At 46.2% G+C, this 23748-nt stretch carries 19 protein-coding genes and 1 tRNA gene; 18 read left to right on the top strand and 2 right to left on the bottom strand.

The features are described from left to right. The first annotated feature begins 5 nt into the window (after positions 1-5). The 16 genes from HQN60_RS02270 (at position 6) to fliJ (ending at position 19023) form a co-directional block, all read left to right on the top strand. Complete coding sequence (locus HQN60_RS02270; RefSeq protein ID WP_173532165.1) at positions 6-1733, top strand: ATP-binding SpoIIE family protein phosphatase; 1728 nt, start codon at positions 6-8, stop codon at positions 1731-1733. Between the two features lie 114 nt (positions 1734-1847). Then, a complete protein-coding gene (locus tag HQN60_RS16345; RefSeq protein ID WP_173532164.1) occupies positions 1848-3017 on the top strand; it encodes a methyl-accepting chemotaxis protein in 1170 nt (389 codons plus the stop codon). Positions 3018-3053: 36 nt separating this feature from the next. After that, on the top strand, positions 3054-3419 hold the full coding sequence (locus HQN60_RS02260; protein WP_173532163.1) for a response regulator: 366 nt from the start codon (positions 3054-3056) through the stop codon (positions 3417-3419). 24 nt (positions 3420-3443) lie between these two features. Continuing rightward, positions 3444-5582, top strand: a complete 2139-nt coding sequence (locus HQN60_RS02255; protein ID WP_173532162.1) for a chemotaxis protein CheW — start codon at positions 3444-3446, stop codon at positions 5580-5582. 6 nt (positions 5583-5588) lie between these two features. Next, positions 5589-6059 carry a chemotaxis protein CheW gene (locus HQN60_RS02250; protein WP_173532161.1) on the top strand — a complete coding sequence of 157 codons (471 nt, stop codon included), beginning with the start codon at positions 5589-5591 and terminating at the stop codon, positions 6057-6059. A gap of 10 nt (positions 6060-6069) precedes the next feature. Further along, positions 6070-8844, top strand: a complete 2775-nt coding sequence (locus tag HQN60_RS16420; RefSeq protein WP_373281538.1) for a methyl-accepting chemotaxis protein — start codon at positions 6070-6072, stop codon at positions 8842-8844. Positions 8845-9054: 210 nt separating this feature from the next. Continuing rightward, the gene (locus HQN60_RS02240; RefSeq protein ID WP_254456665.1) at positions 9055-9951 is read left to right on the top strand and encodes a CheR family methyltransferase; all 897 of its coding nucleotides are present in this window, start codon (positions 9055-9057) and stop codon (positions 9949-9951) included. After that, entirely contained in the window at positions 9951-10565 is a 615-nt protein-coding gene (cheD, locus tag HQN60_RS02235; RefSeq protein ID WP_173532160.1) for a chemoreceptor glutamine deamidase CheD, read from the top strand. Before HQN60_RS02240 ends, cheD begins: the two co-directional genes overlap by 1 nt. A gap of 126 nt (positions 10566-10691) precedes the next feature. Continuing rightward, the gene (locus HQN60_RS02230; protein ID WP_173532159.1) at positions 10692-11774 is read left to right on the top strand and encodes a protein-glutamate methylesterase/protein-glutamine glutaminase; all 1083 of its coding nucleotides are present in this window, start codon (positions 10692-10694) and stop codon (positions 11772-11774) included. 11 nt (positions 11775-11785) lie between these two features. Next, entirely contained in the window at positions 11786-13123 is a 1338-nt protein-coding gene (locus HQN60_RS02225; protein WP_173532158.1) for a sigma-54-dependent transcriptional regulator, read from the top strand. Between the two features lie 74 nt (positions 13124-13197). After that, complete coding sequence (gene fliE / locus HQN60_RS02220; protein ID WP_173532157.1) at positions 13198-13518, top strand: flagellar hook-basal body complex protein FliE; 321 nt, start codon at positions 13198-13200, stop codon at positions 13516-13518. Between the two features lie 27 nt (positions 13519-13545). Beyond that, positions 13546-15264, top strand: a complete 1719-nt coding sequence (fliF, locus tag HQN60_RS02215; protein ID WP_173532156.1) for a flagellar basal-body MS-ring/collar protein FliF — start codon at positions 13546-13548, stop codon at positions 15262-15264. A gap of 12 nt (positions 15265-15276) precedes the next feature. Further along, positions 15277-16284: a flagellar motor switch protein FliG gene (fliG, locus tag HQN60_RS02210; RefSeq protein WP_254456664.1), complete on the top strand. Its 1008-nt coding sequence runs from the start codon at positions 15277-15279 to the stop codon at positions 16282-16284. Positions 16285-16292: 8 nt separating this feature from the next. Further along, positions 16293-17183, top strand: coding sequence for a flagellar assembly protein FliH (locus tag HQN60_RS02205; RefSeq protein WP_173532155.1), 891 nt, complete (start codon positions 16293-16295; stop codon positions 17181-17183). A 3-nt stretch (positions 17184-17186) separates the two neighbouring features. Beyond that, positions 17187-18587 (top strand): flagellar protein export ATPase FliI, encoded by a 1401-nt coding sequence (fliI, locus tag HQN60_RS02200; RefSeq protein ID WP_173532154.1) that lies wholly within the window; start codon positions 17187-17189, stop codon positions 18585-18587. 4 nt (positions 18588-18591) lie between these two features. Beyond that, positions 18592-19023, top strand: coding sequence for a flagellar export protein FliJ (gene fliJ, locus HQN60_RS02195; protein ID WP_173532153.1), 432 nt, complete (start codon positions 18592-18594; stop codon positions 19021-19023). 54 nt (positions 19024-19077) lie between these two features. Here fliJ and HQN60_RS02190 read toward each other — a convergent pair. Continuing rightward, positions 19078-19152: transfer RNA gene (locus HQN60_RS02190), tRNA-Arg, on the bottom strand. Between the two features lie 252 nt (positions 19153-19404). On the opposite strand from HQN60_RS02190, the gene pyk reads away from it, so the two are divergent. Then, positions 19405-20841 (top strand): pyruvate kinase, encoded by a 1437-nt coding sequence (gene pyk / locus HQN60_RS02185; protein ID WP_173532152.1) that lies wholly within the window; start codon positions 19405-19407, stop codon positions 20839-20841. Positions 20842-20903: 62 nt separating this feature from the next. On the opposite strand, the gene HQN60_RS02180 is transcribed toward pyk, so the two are convergent. Then, on the bottom strand, positions 20904-23108 hold the full coding sequence (locus tag HQN60_RS02180; protein ID WP_173532151.1) for a RelA/SpoT family protein: 2205 nt from the start codon (positions 23106-23108) through the stop codon (positions 20904-20906). Between the two features lie 83 nt (positions 23109-23191). Here HQN60_RS02180 and HQN60_RS02175 point away from each other — a divergent pair, with 83 nt between their 5' ends. After that, positions 23192-23740: a DUF2062 domain-containing protein gene (locus HQN60_RS02175; protein ID WP_173532150.1), complete on the top strand. Its 549-nt coding sequence runs from the start codon at positions 23192-23194 to the stop codon at positions 23738-23740. Positions 23741-23748 lie beyond the last annotated feature (8 nt).

Genomic DNA, 23748 nt, shown 5'->3' with positions numbered 1-23748 from the left:
TTTGCATGAAAATCTTGGTTGTAGATGATACTGAAGCAATTTTGCTGCTCATTTCACGCTTTGTAGAAGCCTTGGGTCATAAGGCGATATTAGCTAGAAATGGGGTGGATGCGATTGAGCAGTGTCGTTTGGAGCAACCAGATTTAGTTTTAATGGATGTCATGATGCCGATCATGACTGGCCCTGAAGCTGCGATTATTATTAAAGCAGAATCGGGAGAGCGCTGGGTTCCTATTGTTTTTGTTACGGGGATCGGTGAGGAAAATGCGCTTGCTGATGCAATTGAGCGAGGTGCGGACGACTATATCAATAAGCCAGTCAATTTCCGAGTTTTAGAAGCCAAGTTAAAAGCTTTTGGACGTACTTTAGAGCTCAATAGAAAGGTCAGAGAGCAGTCCGAGCGGCTTGCTGACTACTATGAGAATGCTGAAGAAGAAAAACGCGTTGTGCGGCATTTGATGGAGCAGTTAGTCAATTCGGAACGACTGTCAGATCCTCAATTGCAGTATTTGCTATCACCTGCCGAAAGTTTGTCAGGAGACTTAATCGCCTCTGCGCGTACCCCGGGGCAAGCATTGCATGTCATGCTTGCCGATGGGATTGGTCATGGCTTAACTGCCGCATTGAATGTACTGCCACTTACCCAGCCATTTTATAGCATGACTGAAAAAGGTTATGCGATCAGCGATATTTTATTAGAAATGAACGACAAAGTTCGGCAGGTTTTACCTGTTGGGCGTTTTGTCTGCGTTACTTTGATCTCTATTGATGAAACCACCGGATGTATCGAGGTCTGGAACGGCGGCATGCCTATGGTTTATCTAGTCAATGAACAAGGTGATGTGGTTTCTGAGTGCCGTTCTAAAAACTTACCATTAGGCATCATTCCTTCCCATTCTATGGATTTTTCTCCGGAAAGATTCTACTCGAATGGTACTGGCTATGTTGTCGCGTGTTCGGATGGTTTGATTGAGGCTAGAAATCAACAAGGTGAGGAGTTTGGCACGGAGCGTTTGCTGCAGTTATTGAAAGAAAAATCGAATTTAAAACCGATTGAATATTTCCAAGAAACCTTTCTCAATTTCTTGCAGCAAGAAAAGCATCATGATGATGTTTCTTTAGTTTTAGCTAGCTTTGGTGCCAATCCAAATCGTGATTTAAAAGTTAATCATCATTCGTCTGAAGATATTAGCCAGTTATTAACGGCTGATTTTGCAACAGGAAATCAAAGTACTTGGCGTTACAATTTGGTTTTAACTGCTGAAGAGCTGCGCTATGTAAATACGATTCCATTTATGATGACGTTTGTTAAAGAAATAAAGTCCTTGGCTAGCTCGCAATCAGATGTTTTTCTAATATTGACCGAACTGTTTGTTAATGCCGTTGATCATGGTCTACTTGGTATGGATTCTCGAATGAAAATGAATCCCGATGGTATGGAAAATTATTTAACAGAGCGGGTGCGGCGTTTAGCAGAACTTGAAGAAGGCCGAATAGAAATTGATTTGATGGGGGTATTACTGCGAGGGCATGAAATTTTACGCATTCGAGTGAAAGATAGTGGCGAAGGATTTGATTGGTCTCGTTCCTTACAAGGTGGCGAGGTCATTGATGCGGTTCCTGAGTTTACTTTTGGGCGTGGAATTTCATTGGTTAAAGCACTTGCATTACGTGTTAATTATGTTGGTATTGGGAATGAAGTCGAGGTTTATTACGCTCCTCAAGAGATTTAACGCTATTTAATTACGCGTTAATTTCAAAATTCTGTCTTTTACATTTTGTTGTGTCTATAAATAATCAGATTGGTCTTGGTTTTTTTTCTTGATTCATTTGAATTATGGATACGCATGTCACATCGTCAATTATTTTGGCCACTTCTTTTTGCCTGCGGATTTCCTCTCTGCTTGCTTTATTTAGAGCTAGATGTTCAGTGGTTTGCACTGCTGATGGCCGTCATTTTTCCTTCCAGTTTGTATGCATTATCTCTGTTTTTAAATCAAAAGCTTGGCTTGAAGCCAAGTGCTGACGTGCGTCACGATGCACCTCAATGTACTGATCAACAGCAAATTCATTTGGCAAGTCATGAACAACTGATCTTGGCCGAAGAAGAAATACAGCAGGTCATTGCCATCTATAGCGATGCAATACCTAATTTATTGGCTGGATTTACTTCAATGGTGGAAAAGTCTCGATTACAGCGTGATATGGTTGCGCGGCTGCTGCAAGCTGAGGCCGACCATAGTGGGCTTAATTTTCAGAAATTCGTCTTAGAAACCTCCGAAATTCTTTCCCGATTTGTTGATAGCGTGGTGCATAACTCGAGTGCTGCAATGAGTTTGGTCGATCAGATGGAGCAAATTGGTACACAAGTTAGCAGTGTTTTATCCGTTCTTGGTGAGATCGAAGGGATCGCAAAGCAAACCAATCTTCTGGCATTGAATGCCGCAATAGAGGCCGCGCGAGCAGGGGAGTCAGGGCGAGGGTTTGCAGTGGTTGCAGATGAAGTACGAACCCTTTCGATGCGCACAAATCAATTTAGCTCGCAAATTAGAGACAATGTGCAGCATATTCATGCTTCTGTTTCTGGTGCTGAAAACGCAATATTTAAGCTGGCCTCGCAAGATATGAATTTTTCATTAGAGTCCAAACTTCAAGTCGAGCATACCTTAGTCGAAATTCAAAATTTGAATCAAACCGTTGAAGATACCGTACAACGCCTTGGCCTTGTTGCACAGCAAGTTGAGCAACAAATTGACCAGGCTGTCTGTTCTTTACAATTTCAAGATTTAACGCAACAGCTACTGCTGCATGTGCAAAGCCGGGTCCATGAGGTGCAGGATATTTTGCAAAAACTTTCTGCAATTGACAGTGATTTGTCTATATTAAATTCAGACTCAGCAGGGGGAGTTGAAATTAAATCGGCACTTTATGCTCAGGCTATGCAGCTGAGTGCTGCGTTGCAACGTAACCCTGTCGCCCAACAAAATATGAATAGTGGTTCAGTAGATTTATTTTAATCGCTCTGCATTCTTTAAAAGTTAAGGGAAAACAAGATGGCTAAAAAAGTTTTGACTGTGGATGATTCAACGTCGATACGGCAAATGGTCGCCTTTACTTTAAAAAGTGCCGGCTATGAGGTGGTTGAAGCCGCTGATGGGAATGCCGGTGTGGCCCAAGCGAAAAATCAGCAGGTTGACCTAATTTTAACTGATCAAAATATGCCGGGCATGGATGGTTTAACTTTAATCCGTACTGTTCGTGCATTACCTCAATATAAATCGACCCCCATTCTGATGTTAACCACCGAATCAAGCGACGCCATGAAGCAAAGTGGGCGTGCGGTTGGTGCGACGGGTTGGTTGGTCAAGCCGTTTGACCCACAGAAATTACTTGAAGTGGTCCGTAAAGTCATTGGTTAGTTCATCAGTATTCAGGAGTAAGCAATGACCATAGATATGAGCCAGTTTATTGCGGTTTTTTTTGATGAGGCTGCCGAGCATTTGGCCAGCCTTGAAGCATTACTGCTAAAGCTTGACGTAGAAAATCCGGACCCCGAAGCCTTAAATGCCATTTTTCGTGCAGCGCATTCCATTAAAGGTGGCGCCGCTACTTTTGGATTTAACGACTTAACCGAAGTCACTCATATTCTTGAAAATCTGTTAGACCGGATTCGTAAACAAGAAACGCAGCTACGTCCTGAAATGGTTGATGCATTTTTGCGCGCCGGTGACGTATTGCAGGATATGCTCGCCGCCCATCGAGGACAGGGCGAAGCCGATGAAATAGCCATTGAGCAAATTACGCATGAATTAGCCAGTTTTTCCAATGAAGACAAACCCGCGATGGCCTTAAAAGGCATGTCTATTGAAATCGCCGCTGGTGAAATTTTTGACATCAACAATTTAATTGCTGGCCTAGCTCGGTATGGTGAGGTCTCCAATATTGAGCATGGTGATGATGAGCATCCATGGCGCTTGAATGTGGCAACAGAACAATCAGCTGAAAATATACTGGAGTCAATTACTTTTTTAATTTCACCCGAGCGTATTTGTATACAAAACGGGAAAAATAAAATTAATAAAGAAATTGAAAAAGTTGCTGATACAAGTAATAGCCAAGATGGTGCTTACGGTTTTTTTGAAGATGCTGCTGCGAGTGAGCCTGCTGTAAATGAAGGTTATGGATTCTTTACATCAGAAACAACGCCAGAACCCACTGTTCTCTTGGAAGACGGAGAAGGATTTGGCTTTTTTACTGCCGTTGCGGCCATTGTGCCTGAGCCCACCCCAATAGAAGCGCCGGTCATTCATGAGCCGTTAAATCGTCGCAGTAGTGATCGTACTGTAATGGAGAAGGGCGCAGAAAAAGCAACGGTCAGTGATAAATCAGATTCTTCAATTCGCGTGAGTGTTGAAAAAGTAGATCAACTTTTAAATTTGGTCGGCGAATTGGTCATCACTCAATCCATGCTGGCACAAAATGCATTATTGCTAGATCCCGTTGTCCATGAAAAATTACTTTCCGGTGTCGCTCAACTCGAACGTAATACCCGGGAATTACAAGAGTCAGTCATGTCAATTCGCATGATGCCAATTTCGTTTGTCTTTAATCGTTATCCACGCTTAGTTCGAGATTTAGCCAGTAAGCTCAATAAACAAGTTGAGCTACGTATGATTGGTGAGAATACGGAATTAGATAAAGGATTTATTGAAAAACTATCCGATCCAATGACGCATTTAGTGCGAAATAGCTTAGATCACGGCTTAGAAACACCAGAAGTTCGTTTGGCTAAAGGGAAACCAGCGCAAGGGAATTTGACGCTTAAAGCATTTCATCAGGGCGGAAATATTGTTATTGAAGTGAGTGATGATGGTGCTGGCCTGAATCGAGAGCGAATCTTATCTAAAGCTAGAGAACGTGGATTTAATGTTAATGACAATATGCCCGACTCTGAAGTATGGATGCTCATTTTTGAAGCTGGATTTTCTACCGCTGAACAAGTGACTGATGTTTCTGGGCGTGGCGTTGGTATGGATGTGGTACGAAAAAATATCCAATCTATGGGTGGCAGAATTGAAATTCAATCGATGACGGGAATTGGCTCAACAATGAGTGTGCGTTTGCCATTAACGTTAGCCATTTTAGATGGCATGTCGATTTCTGTTTCTTCTGAGCTGTATATTATTCCACTGACATTTATTGTTGAGTCTTTACAGCCAAGAATGGTCGATATTAAAAGTATGGCTGGTCGTGGCAGCGTTATTAATGTTCGTGGTGAGTATTTGCCGCTAGTCGCTTTATATGAAGTATTTAATTTACCAACCGAAGTGAAATCATTTGAAGATGGTATTGCGATTATTTTAGAAGCGGAAGGACAAAAAATAGCTTTATTTGTTGATGATTTATTAGGTCAACATCAAGTCGTGGTTAAAAATTTGGAAACAAATTACCGCCGAGTTGCCGGTGTGGCTGGTGCAACCATTATGGGCGATGGGCATGTTGCATTTATTTTAGATATCGCTATTTTAGTACAAATGGCCCAACAAATTACAACGCCATATTTAACGCAGATGGCTGCATAGGAGCAAATGATGTCAGATAATGAGGTCAACCGCGAGCTATTAGTTTTTGCCTTAGGCAAAGAAGAATATGGGATTGATATATTAAAAGTGCAGGAAATTCGTGGCTATGATGCGGTAACTAGTATTGCAAACTCGCCAGTATTTATTAAGGGCGTTATCAATCTTCGTGGGAATATTGTTCCTATTGTTGATCTCAGAATTAAATTTGGTCTTGGTAATGTTGTTTATGATCAATTTACCGTCGTTATTATTATTAATGTTTCACAAAGAACCATGGGCATTGTTGTTGATGGTGTTTCTGATGTTATGACATTAGCCAGCGATCAATTGCGTAGCGCTCCTGAATTTGGTTCGGCATTAGATACGGCTTATATTTTAGGTTTAGGTACTGTAGAAAATAGAATGATTATTCTGGTTGATATTGAAAAACTCATGACGAGTGCTGACATGGCGCTTGTTGAAGCTATTGCAGCATAAGGAGATTCCAATGAACAATATGACTTTACGTAAATTCCTGGTGTTGGGGTTATCTGTCATTGTTTTAGTTTTTATTGCTCTGGCATGCATTACCTATGGTGCAAGCGGCAAAACAATTTCCCAGACCAATTTACTAAAAAATCAGTATCTACCTCATTTGATTGGTGGTCAGGATTTGATGAATGAGGTGAATGGCGTTACCAGAGCATTGCGTAATATGCAAATTATTGGCTCTGCAACACCGGAAGATAAAGCAAAAGCGGATGCCGAATGGGAACGGGTATTAAAATCGAAAGTCGTTATCGATAAAGTTTTTGCAGAGGCGGAAGAAAATGCAAAAATAAATGACGATAAAGACGCCACTAAATATTTAGATAAAGTGAAAGAAAAGCATGCTAATTTTCTTGCCGCTCAGCTTAAGTACAAAGCACTGTTTGACTCTGGTGATATCGCAGGTTCAAGAATTTATGTCATGGGTGAACTACGAGATTCGTATAATGCATACCGTGATGAAGTATTAGAATTTATAAATATTCAACAGAAAAATGTGTTGGATGATGCTTCCGAACTGAACTCAAGTTCTGAGTCAATAAAATTATTAGTCTTGATTTCAGCAATTATTGGTGTCGTTTTAGTGATCGGTGTTGGCTGTTTATTATTACGTAAAATTAAAACCCAACTTGGTGGAGATTTAGAATCCGTTCAACAGGTGGTGGATAGGATCGCAAAGGGTGATTTAAGCGCCGAAATTTTAGTTGCTAATCATGATACCTCGAGCTTAATGGCCAAATTGCAACAATTACAATTAAAACTACGTGCAGCAGAAATTGCATCAGTTGAAAATGCACGTATTAAAACGGCATTGGATTCGGTATCAACTAGCGTGATGATTGCGGATGCTGATCGCAATATTATTTATTGCAATCGGGCCGTTGAGCGTTTATTACAAAATGCCGAATCAGACATTAAAAAAGATTTGCCTCAATTTAATGCCCGCCAAATTATTGGCACCAATATCGATGGCTTTCATAAAAACCCAGCGCATCAGCGCGGTATGTTAGATCGCTTAAGCAATGAGCATCGAACCAGTATTGTTGTTGGTGGCCGTACTTTTGCTTTGATTGTGAATCCTGTGGTTAATGAGAAAAGTGGTCGTGAAGGTTATGTGGTCGAATGGCTGGATCGTACTGAAGCACTTGCAGCAGAATTGCGTGAACAAGAGTTATCCAATGAAAGTGCACGAATCTTAGGTGCGCTGGAAGGTACATCGGCCAATGTGATGCTCGCGGATGTGAATCGAGTGATTGTTTATATGAATAAATCAGTGATTTCGATGTTGTCTGGTGTGCAAAATGATTTACGTAAAGTATTGCCTTCTTTTGATGTTTCTAAATTAATCGGTACCAATATTGATACCTTCCATAAAAATCCAAGTCATCAATCGAGTTTGTTGGCTAATTTAACCAGTACCTATGTTTCACAAATTACCGTGGCAGGCAAAACATTTAAATTAGTCGCAAGTCCAGTGTTTGCTAAAGACGGCGTGACACGATTAGGCTCGGTTGTTGAATGGATTGATCGTACGCAAGAAGTTGCGGTTGAGCTTGAGGTGGGTAGCTTGGTTGACGCAGCGGTGAATGGTGATTTCACACGGCGTATTGATCCTGCTGGCAAAGAAGGCTTTATGCTGAAATTGGCCGAAGGGATGAATCAGTTAGTTGAATCTAATGAGGCGGGTTTAAGCGATGTAGCGCGCGTCTTGGGGGCTTTAGCCCAGGGCGATTTAACGCAAAAAATTACCGCTGAATATCGTGGCTTATTAGGACAGTTGAAAGAAGACTGCAACACCACCAGTGAGCGTTTGGCTGAAATTGTGGCCAATATCAAAGAGGCGGCTTCCACCATTAATGTGGCATCGCAAGAAATCGCCGCAGGGAATAGCAATTTGTCGAGCCGGACTGAGCAACAGGCCGCAAGCTTGGAGGAAACGGCCTCGAGTATGGAAGAGCTGACAAGCACTGTTAAACAGAATGCTGAAAATGCCCGTCAAGCGAATCAATTGGCCATCGGTGCTTCTGATATTGCAGTGAAAGGCGGCGATGTGGTTGGCCAAGTGGTGTCAACCATGGCGGATATTAATGATTCGGCGAAAAAGATTGTCGACATTATTTCGGTGATTGATGGCATTGCGTTCCAAACCAATATTTTGGCACTGAATGCCGCAGTTGAGGCCGCGCGAGCTGGCGAGCAAGGGCGTGGTTTTGCGGTGGTTGCCTCCGAAGTGCGTAATCTGGCTCAGCGCTCGGCTGGTGCTGCCAAAGAAATTAAAACTTTGATTGGCGACTCGGTACTTAAGGTAGAAGCGGGCTCTAAATTGGTGGATCAAGCTGGGCATACGATGCAAGATGTGGTCGGTGCGGTGCGTCGCGTGACAGATATTATGAGTGAAATCTCGGCAGCTTCTAGCGAGCAAAGTGCGGGTATTGAGCAGGTCAACCAAGCTATTACGCATATGGATGAAAATACCCAGCAAAATGCCGCTTTAGTTGAAGAGGCAGCCGCTGCGGCAGAAAGTCTTGAAGAGCAGGCAAGTAACTTAACGCAAACCGTGGCTATTTTTAAGTTAGGTGCTGAGCAAATGTCTCATCGTCCTGCTGCGGTTCGATCTCCTAAAGTCGTTCATTCCGCACCATCAGCACCCATGGTGAAACCAAGTAGTAAGGCGCCTGTGCGTACTGTACCGTCTCAGTTGGGAGGAGACGATGGCAATTGGGAAGAGTTTTAATTAAGTAAAAATGACGGAGCAAGCCAAAGAGGATTCACTTCTTTGGCTTGACGTCGATTTCAGGCCTTAGTAATCGAGGGCTGATTGTCTCTTGTATTTAGTGTGCCCAGAGTGATGTACCGCAATGGTTCAGAATGATTCTTACTACTTTCTATTATTCATTTTGTCTAGAATATTTTGATGGTATTTACGTCTAGGCATTGATTCTCAATGGCTTTGATCATATACGTAGGTTTAATTATGGTTTCAAATTCGCCGCTTAGTGATCCCCATGAATTTAGTTATTCCACTGCAGACTTTAACAAAGTCGTACAGTTGATTTATCAGCGTGCTGGTATTCGGCTTAATGATAGTAAGCAGCAGATGGTGTATAGCCGTCTAGCTCGGCGCTTACGCGCGTTGAATATGACTTCATTTTCTCAGTATTTAACTCAATTAGAAAAAGATGCTGATTCAGAAGAATGGCAGCAATTTACTAATTCTCTGACGACGAATTTAACTTCGTTTTTTCGAGAATCTTATCATTTTGATATGCTGGCCCAGCAAATGAAAAAAAGCGCAGCAAAGCCATTTCGTATTTGGTGTTCTGCCGCGTCGACTGGAGAAGAGCCTTATTCTTTGGCGATGACTGCGATTGAGGCCTATCAAAGCAATCACCCAAACGTTGAAATTGTCGCTTCGGATTTAGATACGCAAGTTTTAGCCACAGGGGCCACAGGGATTTATACCTTAGATAAATTAGAAAAATTATCCATGGAGCGAAAACGAGCCTTTTTTTTAAAAGGTAAAGGTAGCGACTCAGGCAAGGTCAGAGCCAAAAAAATATTGCGTGAATTACTCGAATTTCAGCAAATTAATTTGTTAAATGACAGCTGGCCATTGCAAGGGCGTTTTGATGCAATTTTTTGTCGAAATGTGATGATTTATTTTGACCGGCCAACGCAAAAAGTCATTCTAGAAAAAATGGGGCATTTGTTAAAACCAGAAGGTCATCTATATGTTGGCCATTCTGAAAATCTACAATTTTTATCTGATTATTATGCTTCTTGTGGAAAAACAACGTATCGCTTAACAGAGCATGCGATTTCACAATGGGGACACCGCTAATGTCAACTCACCTTTATGAAGAGGTTTTGGCACCCACACTGTATTTTGATAAAAATTTTGATATTGAAGCGGCCAAGATATTACCCGGTGAATATTATGTTACTGGCCGTGATATGTTGCTGGTGACAGTGCTGGGGTCTTGTGTTGCCGCTTGTATTCGTGATCCGGTAACGGGGATTGGCGGCATGAATCATTTTATGCTGCCAGAGTCGGCCGAGTCGATGGCGACGGTGAATGGTTTATCCACTCGTTACGGCACGTATGCCATGGAAGTATTAATCAATCAATTGCTCAAACAAGGCGCAAAGAAAACGCGCTTAGAAGCAAAGGTGTTTGGCGGTGGTAATGTGTTACGTGGCTTTACTGTTTCTAATGTGGGGCTGAAAAACTCAGAGTTTGTAAAAAGCTTTTTATCGTTAGAGCGAATTCCAATTGTTGCTGAAGATTTGTTGGATATCTATCCGCGCAAAGTTTATTTTTTTGCGCAAACTGGACGCGTTTTAATTCGGAAATTAAAAGAAGTTCATAACAATACGATTGTTGAGCGAGAAAAAAGCTATGGCGCTCGTTTGACGCATATTGATGAGGGTGGCGATATTGAGTTGTTTACTTAAGCCTTAAATCATTATTTTTCTTGCATCGTTGTCTCGCATCCAAGTACTTTATGCGCTTGCTGGTTACTTGAGCGCATAGCATAAAACTTGTACGAGTACTGAACTCAATGCGCTAGGGAGGCCGTAATGGGGCAAAAAATCAAAGTAATTGTCGTTGATGATTCTGCATTGATGCGAAGTCTACTGAAAGAAGTGATTGATACTGCGCCAGATATGGAATGTGTTGCAGCAGCTCCTGATCCACTGATTGCCCGAGAAAAAATTAGGGAACTCAATCCAGATGTTATTACACTGGACGTAGAAATGCCGAAAATGGATGGTTTAGATTTTTTGGCTCGTTTAATGCGCTTAAAACCAACGCCGGTACTGATGATTTCTTCATTGACTGAAAAGGGCTCTGAAGTGGCATTACGGGCACTTGAGTTAGGTGCTGTTGATATTATCGCCAAGCCAAAATTAAATATTGCGCAGGGTATTCAAGATTACGCAGAAGAAATTAGAGAGAAAATTCGCATGGCCGCAAAGGCGAAAGTAAGTGCATTATCTCAGCCGCATATGGCGGTGAATTACACTGCAGATGCGGTCTTGCCCAAGACGGTAAGGCCGCTGATGAAGTCAGAAAAATTAATTATTGTTGGCGCTTCAACCGGTGGAACGGAAGCATTAAAAGAGTTTCTCGTGCCGATGCCACCTGATGCGCCGGGGATCTTGATTGCACAGCATATGCCTGAGATGTTTACCAAGTCTTTTGCCAATCGTTTAGACACGCTGTGCCGAATTACGGTAAAAGAAGCGGAGCATGGCGAACGTATTTTGCCGGGGCATGCCTATATTGCGCCAGGGCACTCGCATCTTTTGCTTGGCATATCCGGCGCAAATTATGTCTGTGAGCTGTCTCAAGCGCCGCCGGTGAATCGGCATCGACCTTCGGTAGACGTATTATTTAGATCTGCCGCGAATGTTGCTGGGCGGAATTCAATCGGCGTTATTTTGACCGGAATGGGTAAAGATGGTGCGGTTGGTATGTTAGAAATGCGGGAAGCTGGCGCGCATAACTTTGCTCAAGATGAAGCCAGTTGCGTGGTCTTTGGCATGCCCAAAGAAGCCATTGCCGTGGGCGGTGTGAATGAAATTGTTAGTTTGAAAGATATGGCGCAAAAAGTATTGTCATGGTTGGCGAGCAATGGTGGCAGAGCGCTTAGGATTTAAAAAGGAAGGACATGGCTTTACCGGTATTAATTGTAGAAGATGATGATGCCCTGCGAGAGGCATTGCTTGATACGCTTGAATTGGGAGGATATCCAGCATTGGCTGCCGAAGATGGTTTGGCGGCTTTAGAGTTATTAAAAATACATCGGGTCGGTATGGTCATTTCCGACGTGCAAATGCAGCCGATGGATGGCGATACCCTTCTGAAAGAAATCAAAGCGCAATATCCTTGGTTACCTGTGATGTTGATGACGGCTTACGGCGTCATCGATCGTGCAGTCTCTGCGCTGCATGCCGGCGCTTGCCATTACTTACCCAAGCCCTTTGAACCGGATTTATTGTTGGCGCAAGTGGAAAAATATCGCCTGCCTGATATGGAAGGGGATGATGTGTTGGCCGATGCGCCAGCGATGCGCCAGTTAATGGCCATTGCACGGCGAGCGGCGATGGCCGATGCCTCGATTATGTTGACCGGGGAATCGGGTGTCGGTAAAGAAGTCATGGCGCGGTATATTCATCGCCACAGCCCTCGGGCGAATAAACCATTTGTGGCGATTAATTGCGCCGCAATTCCAGAGCAATTACTTGAATCAACCTTGTTTGGTCATGAAAAGGGCGCTTTTACTGGGGCAGCAAGTCATCACATTGGTAAGTTCGAGCAGGCGCAAGGCGGCACTTTATTACTCGACGAAGTGACAGAGATGCCGTTGGCATTGCAGGCCAAATTACTGCGGGTGTTGCAAGAGCGAGAATTGGAGCGAGTTGGTGGCGTGAAATCGATTAGTTTGAATATTCGTATCTTGGCAACCAGCAATCGTGATTTAAGCCTGGAGGTCAAAGCTGGGCGTTTTCGCGAAGATTTATTCTATCGTTTGAATGTATTTCCTTTGCGTATTCCAGCGCTACGCGAGCGCTTGGAAGACTTAATCCCTTTGGCACGATCTATGCTTTCTACGTATTCAGTTGCCTACCAGCGCCGCTTGCCTAATTTGACGCCAGCTGCAGAGCAAGCGCTTAAAGCACATCGCTGGTTAGGGAATATTCGTGAGTTAGATAATGTGATTCAGCGTGCTTTAATTTTAGCGCCAGGGGATGAAATTGCCGTCGAGCATTTGTATTTGCCATCGGATGCGGCAAATTCTGCCGCTAGTTTGAGCGATTGCCAAACTGTCGAAGTCAATGCTGCCTCTGGCAATATTAAAGACATGGAAAAAAATCTAATTCTTGAAGCATTGAAGTCAACGCAAGGGGTGAGGAAAGCCGCTGCAGAGAAACTGGGGATGAGCGAGCGAACTTTGCGCTATAAATTGGCACAATACCGTGAACAAGACGGAAATTTACCGATTTGATGCGACAAGGCGCAGTATTTGCTTGCCGCCATCGCCATGCGCCCCTACAATTTTGCCAAGAAGGATAGGTAGTTATGAGCGTGCAAGGAATAGATCAGGTTCTCGGCGAATTAAGGTCGATGTCTGCTTTAGCATCTGGTCAGCCAGTAGCGAAGGCAACTGAAGCAGGGGCGCCTGATTTTGCCGAGTTACTAAAACAATCCATCGACCAAGTGAACCAAGTCTCGCAAGGCGCACAAGCTCAACAAGCGGCTTTTCAGTCGGGCGATTCGGACGCGAATTTACAAGATGTGATGGTTTCATTGCAAAAAGCCAGTTTGAGTTTTCAAACCATGGTGCAAGTGCGCAATAAGTTAGTGACTGCCTATCAAGAAGTGATGAATATGCAGGTATAAACCTGACACCTTGAAAATCGGTAAGGTATGGCAGAAGCGGGCGTCGCGACAGATAACACCATAGTTAGGGCAGGAAATTTCGGTGGGCTGCGTCAGCGCTTCAGCGAGATGCCTGCTGGGCGTAAAATGTTGGCCATGGTGATGGTGGCCATTATTGTTGCGGCAGTTGTGGGGTCGTTGCTTTGGTCACGCGAACCAGCTTATCGCATCTTATTTACCAATTTGCCGGATAAAGACGGTGGCGCAGTCATCCAGTCTTTGCAGCAGCTCAATATTCCCTACAAACTCGATGCTGGAATGATTTCAGTTCCCGCAGAAAAAATCTACGATGTCCGGCTTAAACTCGCCGCACAAGGCCTGCCTAAAGCAGCCAATACTGGTTTTGAGTTAATCGACAATCAGAAATTTGGTGTTTCTCAGTTTACCGAGCAAGTCAATTATCAACGAGCGATCGAAGGTGAGTTAGTTCGCTCGATTGAGAGTATTTCTTCAGTTGAAAAAGCCCGTGTGCATTTGGCAACGCCAAAGCAAACGGTATTTTTGCGCGACCAGCAAAAGCCATCGGCATCGATTGTGCTCACTTTGCATCCTGGCCGCGTGCTCGATGGCGGCCAAGTCGCCGGCATTATCCATTTAGTGTCATCGAGTATTCCCGGTATGCCGGTGACCAATGTGACGGTGGTCGATCAAGACGGCAATTTATTATCGCGTTCCGCAGACCTGAATAAGGGCACCTTAGATCAGCGTCAGCTGCAGTATGTGAATACCGTTGAAAGAGGTTTTGTTGAGCGGTTGGAAACGATTTTGGCGCCGATTGTCGGTAAAGGGAATGTTCGTGCCGAGGTAACGGCGCAGCTCGACTTCTCTGAAATCGAACAAACCTCAGAAACGTATCGCCCGAACTCACCGCCCAATGCCGCCGCAATTCGTAGCTTGCAATCTTTGGAGCAAGCCGGTAAATCGAGCGAAGAGATGGCGATGGGCGTACCGGGGGCATTGTCTAATCAGCCGCCAGGCGCTGCATTAGCGCCGATTACGGCGCCGATTGCCTCTGGTGCCAGCGCGATATTGCCAGCAACGCAAAGTAATTCGCGCAAAGAGGCGACCACTAATTTTGAAGTGGATAAAACCATCCAACATGTGAAGCAGTCGGTTGGCTCGATTAAGCGACTTTCTGCTGCTGTGGTGCTCAATTACAAGGCAGGCAAAGATAAAGACGGCAAGTTGTCGTATGTGCCGTTCACACCGCAAGAAATGCTGCAGATTAATAATCTAGTGCGAGAAGCGATTGGGTATAACAAAGAGCGTGGTGACTCGGTGAATGTGGTGAATGCCGCTTTTGCTGAATCCATTCCTTTGGAAGAAAAACCATTGCAAGATCGCGCTTTAAGCTATGTGCAAAGCAATGGCCCAGACGTCTTAAAAGCGGTTGTGATTTTAGTGGCCGTTATTTATTTACTCTTCTTTATCGTTCGACCGCTGATGAAAGACATCACGCGTTCTCGCGAAGAGGCCCGCATCACCGAGCTTGATTTGGGGGATATGCCTGTCGGTGAGCACTTCTCGCCAGACTCGAAAGGGCAGGGTAGTGAGAGCGAAGACGATCAGCAGAAAATGTCTGCCTTTGCTGACCTACTGCAACAAGCCAAAGAATTGGCCAAAAATGATCCGCGAATGGTGGCAACGATTTTGCGTGAATGGATGGCGGTTAATACCGATAAATCTGATCCGAATAAAATGACTTAGGGGTGCATCTAGATGGCAGCCAATATGAATGAAGACGGCGTTAATCGTGGTGCCTTATTACTGATGTCTTTAGGTGAGGATTGTGCGGTTGAAATCTTTAAGTTTTTAGGGCCTAAAGAAGTCCAAAAACTCGGTTTTGCCATGGCCAATATGAACGCGGTAAAGCGCGAAGATATGGACAAAGTGTTGGGGGATTTCATTGCCTCAACGCAAAACCGCGCTAATTTGGGCGCTGCCGACGAATATATTCGTTCGGTATTAACCAAGGCGCTCGGCACCGACAAAGCGGCCAATTTGCTCGACCGTATCTTGCAAGGCAATGACAATAACGGCATTGAATCTTTAAAATGGATGGATGCGGTTGCGGTTGCTGAGTTGATTAAAAACGAGCACCCACAGATTATTGCCACCATTATGGTGCACCTAGAGCCAGATCAGTCCTCTGAAATTATGGGGCATTTTGTTGAGCGTTTACGCAATGATGTTTTACTGCGGATTGCTACCTTAGAGGGCGTACAGCCTGCCGCATTAAAAGAACTCAATGATGTCTTAACGCAGCTGTTGTCTGGCTCAGACAAGCTGAAAAAAAGCGCCATGGGCGGCGTGCAAATGGCGGCCGATATGCTCAACTTTATGGGCAGCGCAGTCGAAACCTCGGCGGTTGCCAATATTCGCGAATACGATCCTGAACTGGCACAAAAAATCCAAGATAAAATGTTTACCTTCGATAATGTATTGGATATTGATGACCGCGGTATCCAGCTCTTGATGCGTGAAATTCAGTCTGATTCTTTGGTGGTCGCGCTCAAAGGCACCAGCCAAGCATTACGCGAAAAAATATTTAAAAATATGTCGCAACGTGCGGCAGAAATGTTGCGTGAAGATCTGGAAGCAAAAGGGCCGGTTAAGCTCTCTGAGGTTGAAGGCGAGCAAAAAGAAATTCTTAAAATCGTACGTCGTCTGGCCGATGAAGGACAAATTGTATTGGGCGGCGGCGGTGGCGAGGGCTTAGTTGAATAAGGAACACCATGTCAGGACCCCATCGTCGCGTGATTCCACGCGAAGAGCTATCTGAGTTTCAGCGCTGGCAATTTAATTCACTCCTTGATACGCCAAAGGCCGTTCCTCCCCTTCTTGCTGTTGAAACTCCCGAGGTCATTGATGAGCCGACACCGGAGCAGGATGCCGCGCCGGAATTAGCGCCGGAGCCTGTCTTACCGCTTGAGCCGAGCTTGCCGCTACCGACCGCCGAAGAAATTGAAGCCATTCAGCAGCAAGCTCAGCATGAAGGATTTCAAGCGGGCTTAGAGGCCGGCCGTTTGGCGGCCGAGGCTGAAACGCAGCAATTGCTGACTCTATTAGGGCATATCACCGAAACCTTGGCGCAGGGCGAAGCGCAATTGGCCGAATCGGTCCTTGATTTGGCTTTGCTGGCGGCAAGACAAATGATTTGTGACGAATTACAAAATCACCCCAAGCAACTATTGGCGCCAATCCGTGAGGCTTTGGCGATGATGCCAACGGCGACCAATCCATCGCGCTTATTTTTGTCGCCCGAAGACTTTGAACTACTGCACTCATCGCTACAAATCGAATTGCCTGACGACGTTTGGCGTTTGGTCGCAGATCCTAGTTTATTGAGTGGCAGCTGTAAAATTGAAACGCCGGCTACCCAGTTGTCTTTTTCTTTGGCATCACGCTGGGAAAATATTTTGAGGGTATTAAGACGTAGCGATCGAGCTGATTTAGCTTGGGGGCAATACCCCGCAGAAGAAACACAGGCGGCACCTGCAACCTTGCATGTCGAAACGCCATCGCCAGTTACAACGGATGTTGAATCCGCCGCGGTCATCGATGCATTGTCTCCGCCATCGCCATCGCCGCCGTTGGCGCCTGCAGCCGACGCTGAGCGCGCTTAGTCTATGAGTGCGCCAATTCAATTAATTCAAAGCTATCTCAATGATTGTGGTTCGGCCATTACTGCGATTCGGCCATGGCAGCCGCGCGGGCGTTTAACGCGCGTTTCGGGCATGGTGCTAGAAGCGGTCGGCTTACGGCTGCCCATTGGCGCGTCGTGCCAAGTGATGACGCCCAATGGCCATTCAGTGGAAGCGGTGGTGGTGGGCTTTCAAGAAAGCCGGCTGTTTTTAATGCCGATTGCTGAAGTGTATGGTGTTGAGCCGGGTGCGGCAGTGATTCCACTGGAGGATTTTTCTGCGTGGGAGCCCGAATTTGGCAAGCCCAGAGCGGCGCAGCGGCGCGTTGAAGATCATGGTCGGCAAGTGCCTGTGGGGTGGGGATTACTCAATCGAATTTTAGATGGTTTGGGGCGGCCACTCGATGGCAAGGGCCCGCTGCAGTTTGATAGCTATCAGCCCTTATTTGCCCGCCCGTATAACCCTATGGATAGAGAGCCGGTCAAGCAAGTGATGGATGTTGGCGTACGCGCCATCAATGCCATGCTGACGGTTGGGCGTGGACAACGCTTGGGTTTATTTGCCGGTTCTGGGGTGGGTAAATCGGTGCTGCTCGGCATGATGGCGCGTTACACCAAGGCCGATGTGGTGGTGGTGGGCTTAATTGGCGAGCGTGGCCGAGAAGTTAAAGATTTTATTGAAAACATTTTGGGCGACGAAGGCCGTGCGCGCAGTGTGGTGGTCGCCGCGCCTGCCGATACGCCGCCGCTGCTGCGTTTGTATGGCGCCGCCTACGCGACCAGCATTGCCGAGTATTTTCGCGATCAAGGGCAAAATGTGCTGTTGATTATGGATTCTTTAACGCGCTATGCGATGGCGCAGCGGGAAATCGCCTTGGCCATTGGCGAGCCACCCGCCACCAAAGGTTATCCACCTTCGGTATTTGCGCGTTTACCGCAATTGGTGGAGCGGGCTGGTAATGGTCGGGAGGGCGGCGGCTCAATTACGGCTTTTTATACCGTCTTGTCAGAAGGCGATGATCAGCAAGATCCCATCGCTGACAATGCCCGCGCGATTTTAGATGGTCACTTTGTTTTATCACGGCAATTGGCAGAGTCTGGTCACTACCCGGCCATTGATATCGAGGCCTCTATTTCACGGGTAATGCACGATATTATTAGCCAGCCTGAATTTGACTTAGTGCGTAAATTTAAGCACTTGTATGCACGCTATCAGCGTAGCCGCGATTTAATCAGTGTTGGTGCGTATGTGCCGGGGTCCGACCCGGTGCTCGATGAGGCGATACGCCGGCATCCCGGTTTTGAAGCTTTTTTGCAACAAGGGATTCATGAACAAGAAAGCTACGAAGGCGCTAGAGTGAAGTTGGCGCAATTGTTTGGGATGTAATTGAGTGGCTCAATTTCGTTTTGCATTTTTATTGCAGCTGGCAATCGATCAGCGTGAAGACGCGGCACGCTTAATGCAAGCGGCGCAAGCGGCGTGGTTATTGGCGCGCAGTAAGCTCGAACAAGTGGATGGCTTTCGAAATGAATACCGCGCTCGCTTGGCCAATAGCGCGCAAACTGGCATGTCGATTGGGCAGTGGCGAGATTATCAATTATTTTTAGCCAAATTGGATGGCGCAGCCGATCAGCAAATCTTTGAAGTAGAGCGTTTAGCGCTGGAATATGAACGGCATAAAAATGACTGGCAAAGCTGCGAGCGCAAAGTAAAAGCATTTGAGGCTTTACGCGATCGGCACAATCAAGCTGAACTCCGCAAAGAAGGGCAGCAAGAGCAAAAACTGCTCGATGAATTTAATAGTCGTTTAGGACGATATTAGCCGCGCGGCATTAACAGAAATAACAAAGCCCCACATTGGGGCTTTTGTCATTGCTGGTGTCCTCGACAGGAATCGAACCTGTATCTAGCGCTTAGGAGGCACTGGTACTATCCGTTGTACTACGAGGACTACGGCGGCGATTGTACCGCAAGGGCGGTGCTTCTGCCAGCAGTGATCGGAGGCTGGATATTGGGTTTGAATCGATCAAGCCAATGGCAACCGACCGGAGCCGATCTGACTCGTAGGTTGTGATGCTGTTGCCACGGCTGTGGCTAAATAATTGACTACCTTGCTGCAAAATGACATTAATCAACGCTACGGGGAGATTGTTGCCCTAGGCTATACGTCAATAGTGCCAGCGCATTCGTTCAGGAGAAATTCATGTCACGCAGTACAAAAATTGTCGCAACCTTAGGCCCATCGTCCAATGATGTCACGATCTTGGAAAAACTGATCGTGGCTGGAGTGAATATGGTCCGATTGAATTTCTCGCATGGCACAGCACAAGATCATTTAGATCGTGCTGCCTTAGTGCGTGAAATCGCCAAAAAACTCAATCGCCCGATTGCCATTATGGTGGATTTGCAAGGCCCTAAAATTCGTGTCGGTAAGTTTGAAAAAAATAAAATTGAATTAAAAAATGGTGCCAAATTTATCCTTGATGCGGAATGCGCGCTGGGCAATCAAAACACCGTTGGCTTAGATTATAAAGAGCTGCCAAACGATGTGGAAAGCGGGGTGGTCTTGCTGCTTGATGACGGCAAAGTCAAACTGCAAGTGGATCATGTCGAAGGCGCAAAGGTATTCACTACCGTACTCGTCGGTGGCACGCTCTCGAACAATAAAGGCATTAATCGTCAAGGCGGTGGTTTAACCGCACCAGCGTTAACTGCCAAAGATATGGAAGACATTAAAGTTGCGGCTAAGTTACACGCCGATTATGTCGCGGTTTCCTTCCCAAAAAGTGGTGCCGATATGTATATGGCCCGCACCTTACTTAAAGCCGCGGGCAGTAAGGCATTGCTGATTGCTAAAATTGAACGCACTGAAGCCATTGGCAATTTAGAAGACATTTTGACTGCGTCGGACGGCATTATGGTGGCGCGTGGTGATTTGGCGGTTGAAGTGGGGGATGCGGCAGTTCCTGCACTACAAAAACGCATGATTAAAGCCGCCCGCGCGATGAATAAGCTCACCATTACGGCAACGCAAATGATGGAGTCGATGATTTCTAGCCCAGTGCCAACGCGCGCCGAAGTGTCTGACGTGGCCAATGCGGTATTAGATGGCACCGATGCGGTGATGTTGTCGGCCGAAACGGCGTCGGGTAGTTATCCGGTAGAAACCGTTGAGTCGATGGCTCGGGTGTGTGTTGAGGCCGAAAAATCACAAGATTATAAAGTCAGCAATGCGGCCATTTTGGATGGTGAGTACTCTCGAGTTGACCAAACTATTTCAATGGCGGCTTTATTTGCGTCCAATCATTTGAATGTCAAAGTCATTGCCGCTTTGACGCAATCTGGTTCGTCAGCATTGTGGATGTCACGCGTGATTAGTGGTGTGCCAATTTATGCCTTAACGCCAGAAGCCGAAACCTACAATCGCTTGTCATTGTTCCGTGATGTAGAGCCGGTGATGCTGTCGCATGACAATACCGATCGTGAATCTTTATTGGTGCGCGCCGAGGTAGAAATGCTACGCCGTGGCATTGTGCAAATCGGTGATTTGATTGCGTTTACTTTTGGTGATGTGGTCGGTATGGGCGGTGGCACCAACTGCCTAAAAATCGTTAAAGCCGGTGAAATTAAGCATCGCTAACTGCTGTAGTCTGCAATCGTGATGGTCAGAGGCGCACCGAGGTGCGCCTCTTTTTATTGATTTTATTGTCTTGAAACGCGAATCACGCCCGGGACATCCTTTAGCCGCACAAAGACTTTTTGTAGTTGCTCGTTGTCGCGGATTTCAATCGTAAATCGCATTTGTGAGCGGGCATCTTTGTTTTGCGTATGTACCGCCGTCACATTGATTTTGTCTCTAACCATCACGTCGGATAAGTCGCGCAACATACTCGCTCGCTCCAGCGTTTCAACCAAAATATCCACTGAAAACACATGCCCCGCTGATTGCCCCCAATCGGCTTTAATCAGTCGCTCTGGCGCTTCAGTCGCTAGCCGTTTGAGTGCACTGCAATCGGTACGATGAATCGAAATCCCACGCCCCTTGGTCACAAAGCCCATCACATGATCGGGCGGTACCGGTTTGCAGCAACGCGCCAGCATCGTCATTAATTTATCGATGCCTTCGATTAAAATACCTTCGCCACTTTGATTGGCGCGGGCGGTTTTAACCATCAGCTCAGGCGTTTGGTCGGCGACTTCTTGCGGTGCCAGTGACTCGGTAAAGGCCATCGCTAATGCGCGCAAAGAGCATTCACCTTGGCCTAGCGCGGCAAACACATCCTCGATTTGCTTATAACCGAGTTTTTGGGCGATCAGCTCTTGGCTAATATTACTTGCCCCAGCGCGAGACGCCTCTTTATCAAATAAAGTATGTCCGGCTTCGATGGCAATATCCAGATGCTGCTGCCGTATCCAGTGCCGAATTTTTTGGCTGGCACGATGGCTTTTCACATAACCTTGATGCAACCAATCTAAGCTTGGCCCACCTTCTTTGGCGGCTAGAATCTCCACGCGTTGGCCATTTTCCAGCGGCGTGCCCAGCGGCACAATCGCGCCATTGACTTTGGCACCACGGCAGCGATGGCCTAAATCGGTATGCAAATGATATGCAAAGTCGACCGCCGTACTGCCTTTAGGCAGTGAAATAACGCGACCCGCTGGCGTAAGGACATAAATCGTATCGTCGAATAATTCTGCCTTAAACGCATCCGAAAAATCACTTTCATTGGCTAAATCTTCGCGCCAATCGAGCAATTGGCGTAGCCAAGCAATTTTTTCTTCATAGCGTGAATCGCCTTTGCCGCCTTCTTTGTAACGCCAGTGCGCCGCAACGCCAAATTCCGCGTGTTCGTGCATATCGAAGGTGCGAATTTGCACCTCAACCGCTTTATCTGCAGGGCCAATTACCGCGGTATGTAAAGAGCGATAAAAATTGCCTTTGGGCTGGGCGATATAGTCGTCAAACTCACCGGGAATCGGCTGCCATAGATTATGCACAATGCCGAGTACCGTATAACAATCTTTAACATCATCTACCAGTACGCGAACGGCGCGAATATCATACAGCTCAGAAAAATCGAGCTTTTTCTTTTGCATCTTTTTCCAGATGCTGTAGATGTGTTTTGGCCGCCCCATTAAGTCAACATGCGTTACACCTGCGAGTGCCAATTCGCTCCGCAGTTTACTGATCACGTCGCCAATAAAATGCTCACGATCAACCCGGCGCTCATCGAGTAATTTGGCGATTTTTTTATAGGTATCAGTATGCAAATAGCGGAAACCTAAATCTTCGAGCTCCCATTTAATTTGCCAAACGCCTAAGCGATTGGCCAATGGTGCGAATAAATCTAAGGTTTCGCGGGCAATAATTCGGCGTTGTTCTTCGTTTACATTGGCCAAGCTATGCATGGTTTGCGTGCGCCAAGCGAGCTTAATTAGCACTGCGCGAATGTCTTCGACCATCGCTAGTAGCATTTTGCGCTGCGCTTCAACTTGCTGCGCGTAGTCCGCGGCCTTGCCGTGTTGTGGCTGCGCCAATTGGCGCAATTGCCTGACCTTGATAATCCCTTCCACCAAGGCGGTGACGATGCTGCCAAAGCGCTTATTAATTTGCTCGGTGGCGTTGCTAAGTTTATCGGGCGCACAAAATAGCAACGCGGCGATGACCGCATTGGCATCCATGCGTAAATCGGCAACGATGGACGCGCTGGCCACGGCATGAATAAACAAAGAAGTTTGTGTATCCGGATTGACTGAGCCTTGATACAGTTCAGCCGCCCAGTCTAATGCTTCACGTAAACGGATAATATCCTGCGGTGGAAAACGCTCAGAAAGTGCAATTAACCAACGGTCGGGATCGGCAGCTTCGGCAATCGATTGGGCTAGAGGACGAGTAACGGCAACCATAATTTTCTACAACGTAAACGAATCATTGAATTTTGCGGCAATAATACAGTCTGTCATAGCTAAATCATTGGAAAAATAACCGAATGCCTCGAAAATACCTCCGCCGCTGGCTTCCTGACCATGCGGCGATGCTAGACAATCGCTTTTTACGGCGTTTTGCCCCTTGGTTTGAGCATCCCAATTTATTCCATCTGAATCGAAAATCTGTCGCTGGCGGCTTAGCCATCGGCATGATTGGTGGCCTGATTCCAGGGCCATTGCAAGTGATTACCTCGTCAATGCTGGCCCTGTTCTTTCGAGTGAATTTGCCGGTGGCGATTTTGGGCACGTTTTATACCAATCCACTGACGATAGGGCCGCTGTATTGGTTGGCCTATCGCTTGGGGATTTGGGTGACCGGCGGTACGAGTGTGCTGAAAATGGCCGCAATGCCATCATGGAGTGCACTGTCTTGGAGTGATTGGCTGCCTGCGATGTGGACTTGGGTGCAAGCCTTGGGCACGCCACTTTTGATTGGCCTACCGTTGTTGGCGGCGATCTTGGCATTGTGCTGCTATGTCGGGGTGCATCTGTTGTGGCGGTTATGGATTTATTGGAGCTTGCATCAGCGGCGTAAGCAGCGTTTGAAATAAAGCGTTGG

The organism is Deefgea piscis (assembly GCF_013284055.1).
GTDB lineage: Bacteria > Pseudomonadota > Gammaproteobacteria > Burkholderiales > Chitinibacteraceae > Deefgea > Deefgea piscis.
The sequence above is the reverse complement of the archived record's forward strand: the minus strand, read 5'-3'. Positions and strand labels throughout refer to the sequence as shown.